The sequence below is a fragment of the Pseudothermotoga sp. genome (genome assembly GCA_025060105.1).
GTDB lineage: Bacteria > Thermotogota > Thermotogae > Thermotogales > DSM-5069 > Pseudothermotoga_A.
In genome coordinates, this window is sequence record JANXCS010000007.1 from 1 (window position 1) to 14,930 (window position 14,930).

The window sequence follows — 14,930 nt, forward strand, 5'->3', positions numbered from 1 at the left end:
CCTTTCAACACATTGCCACGGGACAGAGATGATATAACAGTCAAACCAAATATTCCGAGCCAGAAATATTCTGGCGGCTCAGACTTCAAGACAATAACGAGTAAACATCAGATCAATCAAAGGTATCATTAGTTCAAACAAACCTTTGTAGATCGAGTAAGGCACGCTTAAAAGCTTCACTAGTACCTCAGGTTTCATCGATGTGGATACAACTTAAAAGCTCGTTTCAACCATTATGCATCGACCAAAGGAATATTCAATACCGTTGTTTTTAAGAAGATCCTCTATCTGCTTTGAACCTGCCCCGGGCTGGAACCACAAGCGTTTGAACCCCAACCTAATAGCTTTCTCCACTACTTGTATGCCGATCTCGGGTGGAACGACTAGCACTATCAAATCCACATCCTTAGGAAGTTCTTCTATATCCCTGTAAGTCTTGATCCCTTCGATCGACTCAGCTTTGGGATTGACTGGATAAACTTCAAAACCCTTCAAAGATAAGTCTCGAACGATTTTGTTGCCGTATTTTCTCCTATCCTCACTGGCGCCTACAACCGCAATCTTTCTAACACCACTCAGATCCAATTTTCCACCCCCAGCTACACATAAATAGCTTTACTGATTCCGTATCTCTTCATGGCATTCTCAAGAATATGTAGAACCAGTTCTTCGTACGTGAACCCAGCAGCTTCAGCAATCCTCGGCAAATCTGAAAAACCTCTAACCATACCAGGCAAAGGGTTGATCTCCAAGAAATATGCGTTTCCATCTTCTTGCGAGACCCTAAGGTCTATACGAGCGACGTCTTTTATATCGAGCGTCTTACAGACCTTAATTGCCATGTTCGTGAGCTTTCTTTCGAGCGCAGGATCTATCTTCGCAGGACAAGTGTAATCAACGTAGTAATCTGAGTTTTTCTTCACCTTGTAACTGTAGAACTCCTTACCATGTTTGAAGTGTATCTCCATGATCGGTAAAACTCTATATTTTTCACCTTCCTGCAGGACACCTATCGTGAACTCTCTTCCTTTGATGTACTCTTCGACGAGTACAGGTTCGTTGTACGTGGTGAAAAGCCTTTCGATTTCCCTTTTGTACTCAACTACGTCGTGAACCAAGCCCGTGTCAGAAATACCTTTCGAAGAACCTTCGGCATTCAATTTCAGTATCAAAGGAAATCTCATGTTCTTTCTCAATTTTTCATCCACGGAGCGTATCACTTGAAACCTGGGGGTACGCACATCCTTGGTCAAAAGCACTTGTTTCGTCAAAGCTTTGTCGAGACATATGGCCAGCGTGGTAGCATCAGAACCTGTGTAAGGAATCCCATAGAAACTGAGAATAGCTGGAACTTGCGCTTCTCTTGCTCTTCCGAATGTGCCTTCCGCAAAGTTATAGACAATGTCGATCTTTTCACTGAGGAGAGTGGGTATGAACTTCTCAGGTATCGCTTCCATGAGGATAACTTCGTGCCCTCCACTTTCGATGGATTGCTTGATATCCATAACAACTTCCATTGAGTCGTATTCTGCTTCCCAGTCTTCCACATCTGGTCTTACACCACGCTGCACGTTGTACGCTAAACCAACTTTCGTAAAGACCACCTCCGAAGGAATATCTTCAGTTACATTATCACGCAAAATGACGTAACGGAGTTTTTCAGAACTGGAATGATCTGTTGACTTTTTGTAGAAGAATGATCGATGATGCTCTTTCGAAAATCCCTATGAACCAGCTCCCATAAAAAACTTCACACACATTTAGTTGACATACGATTCTGTAGTGTGTATAATGACGTGGCGCGAAAACTTATGGTAGATTATAAGGAGAAACTCCCGTCTTGCCAAACAGTGGATGGTAAGACCGGAAGGCCGAGGGAGGAGGTAAATGGATGAGGATCTATGAAACCATGTTCATCATCGATCCACGGTTGAGTGAACAGGAACGTGAGACTTTCGTGGAAAAGGTCAAGAACGTGATCAACGAGCGTGTGGCAGGCAAAATCAGAGAAATGAACAGGTGGGGTTTAAGAAAACTCGCTTACCCCATCACGCACCAAACGGAAGGAGACTACACGGTAATAATCTTCAGCGCGGAACCATCGAATGTGAACAAACTCGAAGAATTTTACCGTGTGACACCCCAAATCATTCGTTGGCAAACTTTCAGAAGAGAAGATCTCGAGAAGAAAGAAAAGAAGGAATTACAGCCTAGTTCAGCTGAGCAGAAGGAGTAATACGTCGTGCCGTATTACAACAAGGTGATCTTGGTTGGTCGGCTCACGAGGGATCCAGAGACACGTATGACTACCACAGGTTCGGCTGTGACTTCCTTTGTGCTCGCCGTTGATAGACCGACGAGATCTTCTGATAGTCAAAGAGTTACCGATTTCATCAGAATAGTGGCATTCAACAAATTGGCGGATTTTGCCAGATTGTATTTGAAAAAAGGCCAATTGGTCTTGATCGAAGGTGAACTGAGGATAAACAAATGGCAGTCTCGCGATGGAACAAACATGACAACACCTGAAATATGGGCAAGAGATATCAGGTTCATGGAGAAAAAATCTGTCACTCCGGAAGAAGTTGTTGAAGAAGGGATCGAAAGAACTATTGAAGAGCCCATCGTGAATCCAGACGAAATGTTCGGCTTGGAGGACCAAACAGATAGTGAGGACGACGATAAACCACCCTTTTGAGGAGGTGTCGGTGTGGAACAACAAAAGAGAAGGAGAAAAAAGAAGGTCAAAAGGTGTAAGCTTTGTGAGATGGGAGTCGAATATGTCGATTACAAAGATATCAGATTGCTCAGCGAATTTTTGAATGAAAAGGCAAAAATCATACCGAAACGTGTGAACGGTAATTGTGCGAAACACCAAAGAATGGTGAAAGTTGCCATAAAGCGCGCTAGGCACATGGCACTTTTGCCCTACATCAAGATGTGAATCTTCAAAATTTTTTAGAAATTCGTTGGAGGGACTTCGTGTCCCTCCGCTCGTTTTTAGGGGAGGGACAGATATGAAGAAACTTGCCGTGGTTGCGATTGGTGGAAACGCTGTGAACAGACCTGGAGAGAAACCAACCGCAGAAAACATGTTCAGCGCGATCGAAGAGGCCATGAGCTATTTGGTTGAAATGTTGGACGAGTACGACATCGTCATCACTCACGGTAACGGTCCACAAGTAGGTAACATACTGATTCAACAGGAGATGGCTAAGGATTTGATACCACCTTTCCCAATAGATGTCAACGACGCTCAAACCCAGGGTAGCCTTGGTTACATGATCGTTCAATCCTTGAGGAACCAGCTGGAGAAAAAACAAATCAAAAGAGAAGTTGCAGCTATCATAACACAGATAATCGTTGACAGGAACGATGAAGCATTTAAGAAACCCTCAAAACCTATCGGACCGTTTTACACAGAAGAAGAAGCAAGAAAGTTGATGAACGAAAAAGGCTGGATCATGAAAGAAGACGCAGGTAGAGGGTGGCGGAGAGTCGTTCCTTCACCGAAGCCGCTGGACATAGTTGAGAAAGAAATCATAAAAATGCTTTTGAGAAATGATGTGATAGTTGTCGCGGCAGGTGGTGGTGGTATTCCTGTGATCAGAGACAACGGTTCACTCAAAGGCGTAGAGGCTGTCATAGACAAAGATAGAGCCAGTGCCTTATTGGCGATAGAAATTGACGCTCAAGAGTTGATCATTCTCACTGGTGTTGAAAAAGTGGCGTTGAATTATGGAAAACCCAACCAAGTGTTATTGGACACTTTGACAGTTCAAGAAGCTGAAAAATATCTCAAAGAAGGACACTTCCCAGCAGGAAGTATGGGACCGAAGATAGAGGCTGCAATAGATTTTGTCACAGCAACAAAAAGAACCTGCTTGATAACGGATATGAAAAAACTGAAGGAAGCTCTGATTGGTCTGACTGGAACGAAAGTGGTCTATGGTTGAAAGGTCTTCTCAAAGAAGATTATCTGTGGTATATTAATGAAGGAGCGGTGGGTGCGTAGCTCAGAGGAAGAGCGTCTGCCTTACGAGCAGAAGGTCGTAGGTTCGAGTCCTGCCGCACCCACCAAAAGAAGTGGCCAGGTAGCTCAGTTGGTAGAGCACTGGACTGAAAATCCAGGTGTCGGCGGTTCGATTCCGCCCCTGGCCACCAAGAGTTTTTCTAGACATTCGTTATTGACAACAAAAAGCCCGGCGTTGAAGCCGGGCTTTTTGATTCAAACTTTGTTCATTGCTTCAATACTTCAGCCCAAGTTGTGACTGGCCAAGTGGTCTTGAAGAGTTCTTCAACTGCTGGTGCTGCTAGATCCCTGATCGATTTTAATGCTGTTTCATCGAGTTGAATCAGCTTCATGCCTTTTTCCTGCAAGAATTTGATGATATCTCCCTCACTCGCTTTCAATTTTTCTGTAGCCCAGGTGCACACTTCATCCATGATTTGATGTACGAGCTTCTTTTCTTCAGCAGTTAATCTGTCGTAGGCAGCTTTATTCATTGTGATCCAACCGACACCACATTGATGGTTCGTTATGATCAAATAGGATTGAACTTCGTAGAGTTTGAACGAAGAAATCTGTGTGACATCACCTTCGGAAGCTTCCGCTCTTCCTTCTTTGAGGGCTTGATAGAGCTCCGTCAATGGCACAGGTACAGCCGTCGCACCGATGGCTTCCCAGATCTTGACCCACGTTGGAACCACTGGCAGTCTGAGCTTCAATCCTTTAATGTCCTCAGGACCACGTATTGGCTTGTTCGCTGTCATTTGCCTGTAACCACGATAGACCGTCCCCAAACAGACCATGTTTCCTTTCTCAGCTATCAGCGCCTTAGCTTTTTCACCGATGGGACCATTCCAAACTCTCAAGAAATGTTCATAATCTCTGATCACAAACGGTGCATTAACGAAGAAATACTGTGGAGCGAAAACTTCTACTGGACGACCACCTGTGAACTGCATATCCACGATGCCCTTGGAACACTGATTGTTAGCTTCTTCTTCTGAAACCTTCCCGATCTGTAGCTCCACCAAAATCGTACCATTCGTCGCTGCTTCGATCTTTTCCTTGAATCTCTTCATGGCCTCTGCCAAGATGTGTCCTTCTTGGAAAGGCGTCGTCGCCTTCAAAACAATTTGAAATCCGAACAATCCCGTGACGATAACCAAAACCAGTGCCAATGCAAAAAATTTCCTCACAGCCAACACCCCCTATCAGAAATTTGAAGATTCTCCCTTGCGATACACCTCTCACATCATTCAATGAAAATCTTCTTGCCAAGCTCTGCCGAAACATAAGCCGCATACATCACCAACATCGTTTCTTTTGCAAGTTGGAAACCACTCAAAACATCTTTACCCTCCAGAACAGCACATGCAAAGTCTTTCATTTCCTGTGGATAACCCCTCGTCCAGAACTCGTCTGGCGAAGGAAAAGTGTAACCAGCTTTGGTCTCGAGCTTTTCGCTGATGTACTCATCACCCCAAACATTTTCATTCGGTGCGAAAGCCACCATAGAATTGTTGGGTGTAATGTTGGCGATTATCATACCTTTGGAACCAAAAAGTTCTATTCTGTTTTTCACACCCCCCAGACTCACATCGGTCGAAAAAACCACCGACCTAGAACCATCCTCGAACTCAAGAACAACAACTGACCAATCCTCGACATCGTGCCAGGAACTAACCACGTAACAAGGTTTCCCCTGCAGCGTTTTCATCTTGGTCACATTGCCGACGCTCGCCAGCACCGCCACTGGTTTTATAGGCTTGCCGTCCCTCATGAAGCCTTCATAATGTTTCAAATGAATCACAGTAGCGATTGGGTGCGAACCCAGGCGCATTAAACTTCCCCCACCGGAGGTTTTCCATCTTCGTGAGTAAGCCGCTTGAGAACCTGAATGGCTACACTCAGCGCGCAACTCGAACACAACCATGTCGGAGACCTTCATCATCCGCTTCATTTTTTCAACGGCCGGTGCATATACCCAATTTTCGGCATACATGAACTTGCTACCAGATTTGTTGATTTTTTCCTCCAACAGACTGATCTTCTCTTTCACTTTTTCGAACATGTGCGCCTTTGACAGCAAACCAACATCTTCAACGCCTGGTTTATCCTCTCCGAAATAGCCTGTCAATGGTTTTTCGCAAATGATATGCTTATGATTATCAGCAGCACAGATTATCACGGCATCATGCAAGTTCGTCGGTGTGCAAACATCAACAACATCGATCTCCGAGCTCGCACAAAGTTGTTCGAAATTGTCAAATACACGGGGTATTCCATACTCTCTAGCGAACCTCTCAGCGTTTTCTCTGTGCCCAGAGCATACTCCGACTACGTCGACGATTTGATGATTTTCCCGGAAGGCAGCCATATGTATTTTGGCTATGAAACCAGCTCCTACGATTCCGATTCGAACCTTTTTCACGCGTATAACCCCCTCACAGAATGAGCATGCCTGGTCTAATGAAGTGAACACCATTCACTTTCAGTTCTAATCTTGGAAAAACGAATGGTTTGGTGATCATCAGCAGGCCAGATTCAGTGACGATGAAACCATCTTCAGATTTAGTACCACTGATCGTGGGATTCCAACAAAACGCTTGATTCTTTCTCACGATCTGCTGACAATCCGGTGTGACTCTGATGTCTCTCGCGTAGTACCCCATTGGTCCACCTTGATGGTGCAACTTCCACTCATCGTGATAACCACGTTTTTTGTATTCTTCTATCGCTGCAAGCACAGGTAGATTCATCTTCTCTCCGATCTTCGTTCGAGATATCATGATACATTCGATCTCAACGTTCTCTTCATACTGTTTCATCAATTGTTTTGGTGGTTCACCGAAGTGAACCATGCGTGTCACCGTGGTGATCAAACCTTTGTATCTCGCATTGACGGAAACCATGACCAATCTTTCTACCTTCTTCATAGTCGGTATAGGATGTCTATAGAGCCTCGCTCGGTCGTCTGCAGCAACCATGAACCCTGTAGGATCTATCCTGTACTTCCAAAGTTCTGCACTGATTCTACCCGCTATTTCTGCCTCGACATCGCCTGGTTTTGTGAACAAAAGAACACTTTCCAAAGCCCTAGAAAGCTTTTCACCGAGGTACAAGTACCGTTCGATCTCTGACTCAGTCAATTCGTATCTGAGTTCATTGAATTCACCTTCAACATGAATCAAACCCGGTATAGGGCTGTCACACCCAACTTTTTCTCCGGCGATCTTCTTGACGATCTCAAGCTCTCTGTTCTCGTACCACTCATGGGAAACAACTTCAAAACCCAATCCGTCTATTTCCTCATCCTTCATTCTCGGAGCTTCAATCTTGTTGGCGATCAAGTAACAATTATCCTTAGTCACGAGCACTGAGGTCACACCCATCTCGGTTGCAATGCCAACCATGTTGAGACCACCAGCTGTGATCCAAGAAAAATTCGGTTGCTTTTTAATCAGCATTCCAGATAAACCTTTTCCGTCCATGAACTTTCTGACGCGTTCAAGCTTGATCTTCACTTCTTCAAGCCTAGTCATGATTTCACGGTCCCCCTCTTCGAAGTCCGATAGATTCCAATTAGAGAGAACGCGACTGAAGCTATTGCAGCCAGCAAAAGTGCGAGCGAAATAGGTCTTCTAAGCAAAATAGTCCAGTCATTTTTAGCGATCAACAGGGTTCTGTTGAGATTTTGCTCGGCCATGGGACCAAGGATGAGGCCGAGTACCAACGGCGGCATGGGAAAGCCAGCTTTCCTCATGAGGTAACCTAACACACCGAAACACAATGCGACTCCAACATCGTATATGCTGTTTCTCAGGGAGAAAGATCCTATGATGCACAAGACTAGAACTATGGGCATGAGTATCTCGTCTTTGATTTTCAGGATATTAGGTGCTAACAAAATTGAGATGAACCCAACAAGGAGCATCATGAACTGAATGATGAACCATCCTGCAAAGAAAGAGTACACAACCTTTGGTTGTTGGGTGAACATGAGTGGACCAGGGCGAACACCAATGAGCACAAAAGCACCGAGCATCACTGCGGTGACAGCGTCGCCAGGTACTCCGAGTGACAGCGTGGGAACCATGGCTCCCCCAGTGACCGCATTGTTGGCTGTTTCACAAACCGCGACACCTTCGAGTGCACCTTGACCGAACTTTTCCTTATTCTTAGACCATCTTCTCAACTCATTGTAAGCTAGGAAGGTTGCAATCGTACCACCAGTGCCAGGTAGAACGCCTATCAGAGTGCCAATGATGATACCCACAATCATTGGAACAATCAAACTTTTCAATTCATCCAGTGTGAGAAATAGGTTACCTAATGAAGTCGTGATGGGAACTTGTTCGCTCTTTTTTTCAAGCCTATCTAAAACTTCAGAAACTGCAAAGACGCCTATCATGACCGGTAGGAAGTCAAAACCGTTGGCGAGCAAATCTATACCTAGTGTCAATCGCTGTGAACCAGTGATGTTGTCTATTCCTATGAGTGAAAGCAGAAGACCTATAAGACCTGCGATCAAACCTTTGACTAGATCCTTTCCTGACACACTCGCGATTATGGTTAAGCCAAAGACTGCGAGTGAAAAGTACTCCGGTGGTCCGAATCTCAGAGCAAACTTAGCCAGCAGCGGAGCCAAAAGAACCATGCATATTCCACTCGCAAGTCCTCCCACCACAGAGCCTATCAATGCGGCAGAAATTGCTTTACCTGCTTTACCCTGTCTAGCCAACGGATAACCATCTATTGCCGTTGCTGCTGCAGAAGGTGTGCCGGGTGTTTTCAACAGAATAGCTGAGATTGAGCCACCAAACATTGAAGCACAGTACATACCCGTGAGAAGTAATAGAGCGGTTTCTGGTTTCATATAGTAGGTGAAAGGAAGTAGTAGAATGATACCCATAGAAGATGTCACACCGGGGAGTGCTCCAACAACGATGCCACTCGCAACACCTATCAACATTATCAAAAGATTTGATGGTTGAACAGCTATTTTCAATCCTTCTACCCAATAATTGATCATCTTACACACCTCACGGGGAAAACCTCGGTAGTGGTACTTTGAAAACTGTAGTGAACACGTAGTAAAGAACTAAAGACGTCACAACGCTCAACACAGCATTCGTTATGTACCTCCTGGAACCAAAGAGATACATCGAGAAAAACAGGAAAAGCGATGTTAAGATCAAAAAGCCAAGTTTTCTGAGTAGATAGGCATACAAAGTGAACAAAACAACACAACCCAGAAGGCTCAAAACGAAAGAACGACTAATTTTAATGGTACGTTCATCCTTCCTTTTTGCAAAAAGAGTTTTCACGATCAAGACGATGGCACAAAGAATCAAACACACCGTGACCAATCTTGGAAAGCCTGCTGAACCGAGTCCCAATCGGGGCTTTTTCATGCCAATCGTGTTCAGAAAAAAGGTCAAACCAACGACTAAGAAAATCAAACCTGAAGCCAAATCGATTTTTTTAGACATATCAACTCACCTGAAAACCCCGCCCCTTGAACAGGGCGGGGAAGTTTCTCATTTTCCGTATTTCTCTCCAACCTTCTTTGTTTTCATGAGCATCTCCCAGAAAGCGTTCTGTTCTCTAACGAACTTTGTGTAGCTGACAGTATCCATGTAATGAAGGATGTTACCCATTTCTTTAACTTTGGCCAAGAACTCAGAATCGTTCATACACTTATAGAAAATATCATGCAATGCTTGTACTATCTCGGGTGGAGTTCCCTTCTGTACTGCCACACCTCTCCACATTCCCAGCGTGAAGTTATAACCAAGTTCCTTCGCAGTCGGTACATCTGGAAAGATGCTCAACCTTTGCGTTCCAAGCACAGCCAAAACTCTGAGTTGACCAGCTTGAACTTGTGGTACCCCTTCTGGGGCAGCTGCCATCACTGAATCTATATGGCCAGCCACAAGGTCAGTGATTGCAGGCGCACCACCATTGTAAGGTACATGAATAAATTTCACACCTACGAAATCTTCGAAAGCTAGAGCCACCAGATGGTTACCACCGCCAGCACCACCGTTACCCATCGTGATGGTTTCAGGTTTCTTGCGTGCCGCATTCAAAAGATCCTCAAGTGTTTTGTAGGGCGAGTTCGCATTGACAAGGATATAACTAGGATCGTTCACTATGTTGATCACTGGTATGAAGTCATCCACAGTGAACTTCACTTCGCTCCAGTGGATCCTCGTAATGATCGGGGTAGCTAAGGAAAGCAAGGTATAACCGTCTGGTTGTGCTTTGAGGAATTCCATCGTTCCAGTCACAGCACCCGCACTAGGTATGTTGTTGACAATCAGAGGATGACCATTTGCATATTTTGGAAATACTGAAGCGATCGCTCTGAAGAGTAAATCCGTTGCACCACCAGCGGACCAAGGTACAATGATAGTCACAGGTCTTGTGGGAAAATTGACTTGTGAGAACGCAAGAACGCTAAAAAGGACCATTACCAGTAACATCTTCAGTTTCATACGAACACCTCCTCACCTTCGAGTATGAATATTTTTTCCAAACCTTGCTATCTACTTGATGAACCCAGTGATACTTACCAGTCACATAGAAAAAGTTTTTTCTGATTTTTTTCGTAAATGGACTTCCAAAACTTGTCAAAAAAATTTTATCCCGTAAAACCAGAAAACGTGCATGTAATGTGATTACAAGATAGTTTCGTGTAGTTTACACAAAAGAGAAACAAAGATTGATTGAAGACAAATCACTTTGTTCTGTAGAGCCTGTCTCCGGCGTCGCCCAACCCAGGCAGGATATAACCATGATCGTTCAGTTGTCTGTCAAGTGAAGCTGCGTAGATAGCCACATCTGGATGATGATTCTCGATCACCTGTACTCCTTCAGGTGCAGCTATGAGACAGACCACGACAATGTTCCTTGCACCTCGTTCTTTCAATATGTCCACAGAATGTAATGCTGAGAATCCTGTCGCGAGCATAGGGTCTAGAAGAAAAATGACACTCTTGTCATCTATTTTCGGTAACTTGCAGTAATACTGAACGGGCCTAAGGGTTTCTGGATCTCTGTAGATTCCGATATGACCAACCGATGCGTTCGGCATTAACTCCAGGATGCTGTCCACCATTCCAAGACCTGCCCTGAGTATCGGTACCACAACCATTTTTTTGTCCTCGATCGCATAGCCTTTCGTTTTTTCCAAAGGCGTTTCGACTTCGATCTCCAACGTTTCTATGTTCCTAGTAGCCTCGTAAGCCAATAAAAAGGTTATTTCTCTGAGAAGCTCTCTGAACTCTTTTGGACCTGTTGCTTTACTCCTCATGATCGTAAGCTTATGTTTTATGAGTGGATGCTCCACTACATGAAACATAGTTTAAACCCTCCCAAGGACAAAATAAAAGGGAGCATTCAGCTCCCTTGTACCGGTCCAAAATCTTTCAATGGCCATATACGCAATATAGGTTTTCCGATGAGGTGGTCTTTTGGCACGAAACCGAAATAGCGACTGTCAAAACTGTCATTGCTGTTGTCTCCCATGAAGAAGTAAAAGCCCTTTGGGACCTCAACTTCGATGCCATCAGGTGTTACCCTGATGTATTTACTCAAATCAACATTCTTGTAGATTTCCGAGAATGTGCGGTCGAACGGTACACCCAAAGGTACAGGGTACATCCCTCCAACGACTGAAAACACAAGGTTCGCAGCGTAAACATCTTTCTGTGCGAGTTTCTGCAGATACTGTCGATACGCCGTTTGGTTGTTTCTCAATCTACTCGCCTCAACGAACCAATTCAAAAGTTCAGGATATTTGAATATGCCCTCAGGTGCATAAACGATATCCTTCAACTTTTCGTTCAACTTGCCGTTCACATAGAGATGATACTTGCCATCATCTGCGAGTTTTATTTGTAGCACATCGCCTTCCTTACCGACCAATCGTTTGACGTACTTCACCCTGCCTCTGAACCTGCTGGGAGCGAACAGATCCATGAACTTATCGAAAGGTCTGAGCATCGTGAGAGCGCGCTCGTCTATGAACGGAGCCCAGAATACAACGATGTCTCCGATCTGTGGTTCTTTGACGGTATAAGTTATCTTCTCAATGAACAAGCGATCACCAATGTTTATGGTGGGTATCATCGAACCTGTTGGAACAAGCATGGTTTCGAACACATAAAGTCTCACAATCGTTGCCGCGACGATTGCATAGGCCAAAGATTTCAACCAGTCCAATGCGTATTTCCTCAATTTGTCCCTGTCCATGAACGTCACTCTCTTTTTTCCTTCAACTTGATCTTCCCTCTCACATCACGCAAATAGTAAAGTTTTGCTCTCCTTGTCTCTGCTCTCTTGACCACTTCAACTTTCTCAACAACCGGTGAATGGTACGGGAAAGTTCTTTCAACTCCTATGCCTCCACTGGCAATCTTACGAACTGTGAACGTTTTGCTCAACCCAGAACCTCTGATTCTGATGACGATCCCTTCAAAAACTTGTGTTCTTTCCTTACCAGCCTCAACAACTTTAACATGAACTTTAACGGTGTCACCAGTTCTGAACTCAGGAAGTTTCCTGTATTCACTTTTCTCGATCAACCTCACGAAGTTGTCCATGCTCACGATTCATACCTCCTCTCCTATCAATCTGTCTATGATTATTGCGGCAGCCGCCCTCACTGAGAGATGATTGTAATCAGATCTCGCTCGGACAGGCTCCAAAACGTAGTCACACATGTCGAGCAACTCTTGTGGCATACCCCAGCTCGTTCCAAAAAGCACAAGCACAGGCCTATCAGTGGACCTTACGATCTCTCTTCCCTCTTCATAACTGATGCTGTTGTTCCTCTTCTTAGCAGAAGTGAAGAACATCAACGGTTTTTTATTTGTTTCTGCCTCGATTGTTTCGATGACGTCCTCGATGTAAGACTTCAATTCAACTAACTGTAGTGCCTCTGTTCGACTGATATTTTGTTCTTTTCCGATACCATCCACCCAGTACTTCAGCACCGCTTTGACCACTTCTTGCTGTGCCGGCAAGTTCGTCACAACGTAATACTTTTTGATCCCATAGCTCCTCGCAGTTCTGGCTATATCGTGTATGTCGAGGTTCGTCACCGCGCTGGAGATTATCTTACCATCTTTTCCCAGAACCGGATAATGGATCAGGGCTATCCTGACGTCGCTCAACATACCTCACCAACTCCTGTAAGAGCCAAACCAAAGCTTTCTTTTCCTGTGTTGAAAATTCCCTTGAGAGAAACAGATCAGGTCTTCTCAAAGCTGTCAGCTTCAAACTTTCAGCCGTTCTCCACAGTTCCACCATTTCATGATCTCCACTAAGCAGAACGTCAGGTACTCGCATGCCTCTATACTCAGCAGGTCTGGTGTAATGTGGATGATCCAACAAGTCGTTGTAAAAGGAATCTCGTTTCACAGACTCTTCTTCAACTACTCCTGGGACAAACCTGCTCACTGCATCACAAATGACCATCGCTGCAAGTTCTCCCCCACTGAGCACGTAATCTCCTATCGAAATTTCCAGATCTACTAGATTCTTCACTCTTTCGTCAACACCCTCGTACCTTCCACACAATATCAAAAGATTTTTCTTTTTCGATAGCTCCATTGCAAGCTTGTTGTTCAACGTGACTCCTTGAGGTGATGTCAATACGGTATAGATTTCCCCAAACGTTCGCCCGCAATAATCATGCAATTCAAAAAAAGGTTCCGGTTTCATGACCATGCCAGGTCCACCACCGTAAGGATAATCGTCGACGATACGGTGTTTATCGTGTGTGAAATCACGAAGGTTGAGTATTTGAATGTCTAATTTTCCTTTTTCTATGGCTTGTGCTATTACTCCATATTCTTTGACAACCTTCACAAAATCTGGAAAGATCGTCGCTACGATTATCCTCATTACATCCACTCCGAAAGTTTCACCACGAGCTTTCTTTCCGGTTCGAAGCTCACCACGTATTCCTTCACCATTGGAATGAGAATCTCTCCATCTTTCGTCTTCACAACAACAACGTCGTTTGAACCGGTTTCTATAATGTCGATCACTCTGCCGAGTTTCTCACCTGCTTCGCTGTACACATCAACGTTCAAAAGCTGGTAGAAGTAATACTCGTCGGATGAAAGCTTCGGTAGCTCCTCCGTCTTGAGTAAAAGTTGCATACCAATGATTTTTTTAGCTTTCTCCAGACTGTCTATACCAGCGATTTTTAACAAATAATTCTTGCCAATCTTCTTGACTTTTTGAACGTTGACTCTGTAAATGCCGTTGCGTGTCTCGTCCTTTACGAAGACTTCTTTCAAATTGAGAAAGATCTCTTCCACATTGGTCATTGGAACAACCTTCACGTTTCCAAATAAACCATGTGTTTTTGTGATCTTTCCGATCACAATATATTCATTCACCTTACCACCCTCAAGGTGAAATCTTCGGTGTCGAACAGTGCAGACATGAGAACTTTCAGTGACTTGATCGTCCTGCCGTCCTTTCCTATGACTTGGCCTACGTCTTCCTCGTTCACAACGATCTCAAACACTTTGCCTGTGGCTTCGTTGAATTCGACGATTATGACTTCTTCAGGATGTTTAACTATACCTTTCACTATGTGCTCAAGAACTTGTTTCATTTGTTGCCTCTCTCTTGCCATACTTGATCTCGTGCACCTTCTTCAGCACGCCCGCTCTACTGAGTATATCCCTCACCGTGTCACTCGGTTGCGCACCTTTCAGGATCCACTCGACGGCTCTCTCAACATTTACCTTTATATCCGCCGGTGCGCGGAGTGGGTTGTAATAACCCAGCGACTCGATGTAAGCACCATCTCTTTTTTTTCTCGAATCAACGACCACTATCCTGTAGAATGGCATGTTCCGCTTTCCAAGCCTCGTTAATCTGATCCTTACCACGC

Annotated in this window: 20 protein-coding genes and 2 tRNA genes; 6 read left to right on the forward strand and 16 right to left on the reverse strand. The window is 44.5% G+C overall.

Annotated features, from left to right (window positions below):
- Nucleotides 1–213 precede the first annotated feature (213 nt).
- On the reverse strand, nt 214–585 hold the full coding sequence (locus NZ875_07170) for a CoA-binding protein (protein ID MCS7175519.1): 372 nt from the start codon (nt 583–585) through the stop codon (nt 214–216).
- A 14-nt stretch (nt 586–599) separates the two neighbouring features.
- On the reverse strand, nt 600–1,604 hold the full coding sequence (locus tag NZ875_07175; GenBank protein MCS7175520.1) for an ATP-grasp domain-containing protein: 1,005 nt from the start codon (nt 1,602–1,604) through the stop codon (nt 600–602).
- A 287-nt stretch (nt 1,605–1,891) separates the two neighbouring features.
- On the opposite strand from NZ875_07175, the gene rpsF reads away from it, so the two are divergent.
- The 6 genes from rpsF to NZ875_07205 all read left to right on the forward strand — a co-directional run bounded on the left by rpsF (nt 1,892) and on the right by NZ875_07205 (nt 4,164).
- Nucleotides 1,892–2,236 (forward strand): 30S ribosomal protein S6, encoded by a 345-nt coding sequence (gene rpsF / locus NZ875_07180; GenBank protein ID MCS7175521.1) that lies wholly within the window; start codon nt 1,892–1,894, stop codon nt 2,234–2,236.
- 6 nt (nt 2,237–2,242) lie between these two features.
- A complete protein-coding gene (locus NZ875_07185) occupies nt 2,243–2,698 on the forward strand; it encodes a single-stranded DNA-binding protein (GenBank protein MCS7175522.1) in 456 nt (151 codons plus the stop codon).
- A gap of 12 nt (nt 2,699–2,710) precedes the next feature.
- Nucleotides 2,711–2,944 (forward strand): 30S ribosomal protein S18, encoded by a 234-nt coding sequence (gene rpsR / locus NZ875_07190; GenBank protein ID MCS7175523.1) that lies wholly within the window; start codon nt 2,711–2,713, stop codon nt 2,942–2,944.
- A 73-nt stretch (nt 2,945–3,017) separates the two neighbouring features.
- The gene (gene arcC, locus NZ875_07195) at nt 3,018–3,956 is read left to right on the forward strand and encodes a carbamate kinase (protein ID MCS7175524.1); all 939 of its coding nucleotides are present in this window, start codon (nt 3,018–3,020) and stop codon (nt 3,954–3,956) included.
- A gap of 49 nt (nt 3,957–4,005) precedes the next feature.
- Nucleotides 4,006–4,080, forward strand: a tRNA-Val gene (locus NZ875_07200).
- A gap of 8 nt (nt 4,081–4,088) precedes the next feature.
- Nucleotides 4,089–4,164: transfer RNA gene (locus NZ875_07205), tRNA-Phe, on the forward strand.
- A 75-nt stretch (nt 4,165–4,239) separates the two neighbouring features.
- Here the strand turns inward: NZ875_07205 and NZ875_07210 are convergent.
- From NZ875_07210 to rpsP, 14 genes are all read right to left on the reverse strand, one after another.
- Nucleotides 4,240–5,205, reverse strand: coding sequence for a TRAP transporter substrate-binding protein (locus tag NZ875_07210; protein MCS7175525.1), 966 nt, complete (start codon nt 5,203–5,205; stop codon nt 4,240–4,242).
- A gap of 56 nt (nt 5,206–5,261) precedes the next feature.
- Complete coding sequence (locus tag NZ875_07215; protein ID MCS7175526.1) at nt 5,262–6,440, reverse strand: Gfo/Idh/MocA family oxidoreductase; 1,179 nt, start codon at nt 6,438–6,440, stop codon at nt 5,262–5,264.
- Between the two features lie 13 nt (nt 6,441–6,453).
- Nucleotides 6,454–7,551: an aminopeptidase P family N-terminal domain-containing protein gene (locus tag NZ875_07220; GenBank protein ID MCS7175527.1), complete on the reverse strand. Its 1,098-nt coding sequence runs from the start codon at nt 7,549–7,551 to the stop codon at nt 6,454–6,456.
- Complete coding sequence (locus NZ875_07225; GenBank protein MCS7175528.1) at nt 7,548–9,041, reverse strand: tripartite tricarboxylate transporter permease; 1,494 nt, start codon at nt 9,039–9,041, stop codon at nt 7,548–7,550. Before NZ875_07225 ends, NZ875_07220 begins: the two co-directional genes overlap by 4 nt.
- Before the next feature lie 10 nt (nt 9,042–9,051).
- The gene (locus tag NZ875_07230; protein MCS7175529.1) at nt 9,052–9,501 is read right to left on the reverse strand and encodes a tripartite tricarboxylate transporter TctB family protein; all 450 of its coding nucleotides are present in this window, start codon (nt 9,499–9,501) and stop codon (nt 9,052–9,054) included.
- Between the two features lie 48 nt (nt 9,502–9,549).
- Entirely contained in the window at nt 9,550–10,509 is a 960-nt protein-coding gene (locus NZ875_07235; protein MCS7175530.1) for a tripartite tricarboxylate transporter substrate binding protein, read from the reverse strand.
- Nucleotides 10,510–10,751: 242 nt separating this feature from the next.
- Nucleotides 10,752–11,375 carry a uracil phosphoribosyltransferase gene (upp, locus tag NZ875_07240; protein MCS7175531.1) on the reverse strand — a complete coding sequence of 208 codons (624 nt, stop codon included), beginning with the start codon at nt 11,373–11,375 and terminating at the stop codon, nt 10,752–10,754.
- A 38-nt stretch (nt 11,376–11,413) separates the two neighbouring features.
- Nucleotides 11,414–12,268, reverse strand: coding sequence for a signal peptidase I (gene lepB / locus NZ875_07245; protein ID MCS7175532.1), 855 nt, complete (start codon nt 12,266–12,268; stop codon nt 11,414–11,416).
- 5 nt (nt 12,269–12,273) lie between these two features.
- Entirely contained in the window at nt 12,274–12,618 is a 345-nt protein-coding gene (rplS, locus tag NZ875_07250; GenBank protein ID MCS7175533.1) for a 50S ribosomal protein L19, read from the reverse strand.
- 9 nt (nt 12,619–12,627) lie between these two features.
- On the reverse strand, nt 12,628–13,194 hold the full coding sequence (locus NZ875_07255; GenBank protein MCS7175534.1) for an RNA methyltransferase: 567 nt from the start codon (nt 13,192–13,194) through the stop codon (nt 12,628–12,630).
- Nucleotides 13,136–13,924, reverse strand: a complete 789-nt coding sequence (gene trmD / locus NZ875_07260; protein ID MCS7175535.1) for a tRNA (guanosine(37)-N1)-methyltransferase TrmD — start codon at nt 13,922–13,924, stop codon at nt 13,136–13,138. Before trmD ends, NZ875_07255 begins: the two co-directional genes overlap by 59 nt.
- Complete coding sequence (gene rimM / locus NZ875_07265) at nt 13,924–14,427, reverse strand: ribosome maturation factor RimM (protein MCS7175536.1); 504 nt, start codon at nt 14,425–14,427, stop codon at nt 13,924–13,926. The genes trmD and rimM overlap by 1 nt, the downstream gene beginning before the upstream one ends.
- Nucleotides 14,424–14,648, reverse strand: coding sequence for a KH domain-containing protein (locus NZ875_07270; GenBank protein ID MCS7175537.1), 225 nt, complete (start codon nt 14,646–14,648; stop codon nt 14,424–14,426). The genes rimM and NZ875_07270 overlap by 4 nt, the downstream gene beginning before the upstream one ends.
- Nucleotides 14,632–14,928: a 30S ribosomal protein S16 gene (gene rpsP / locus NZ875_07275; GenBank protein ID MCS7175538.1), complete on the reverse strand. Its 297-nt coding sequence runs from the start codon at nt 14,926–14,928 to the stop codon at nt 14,632–14,634. The genes NZ875_07270 and rpsP overlap by 17 nt, the downstream gene beginning before the upstream one ends.
- Between the last annotated feature and the right edge of the window lie 2 nt (nt 14,929–14,930).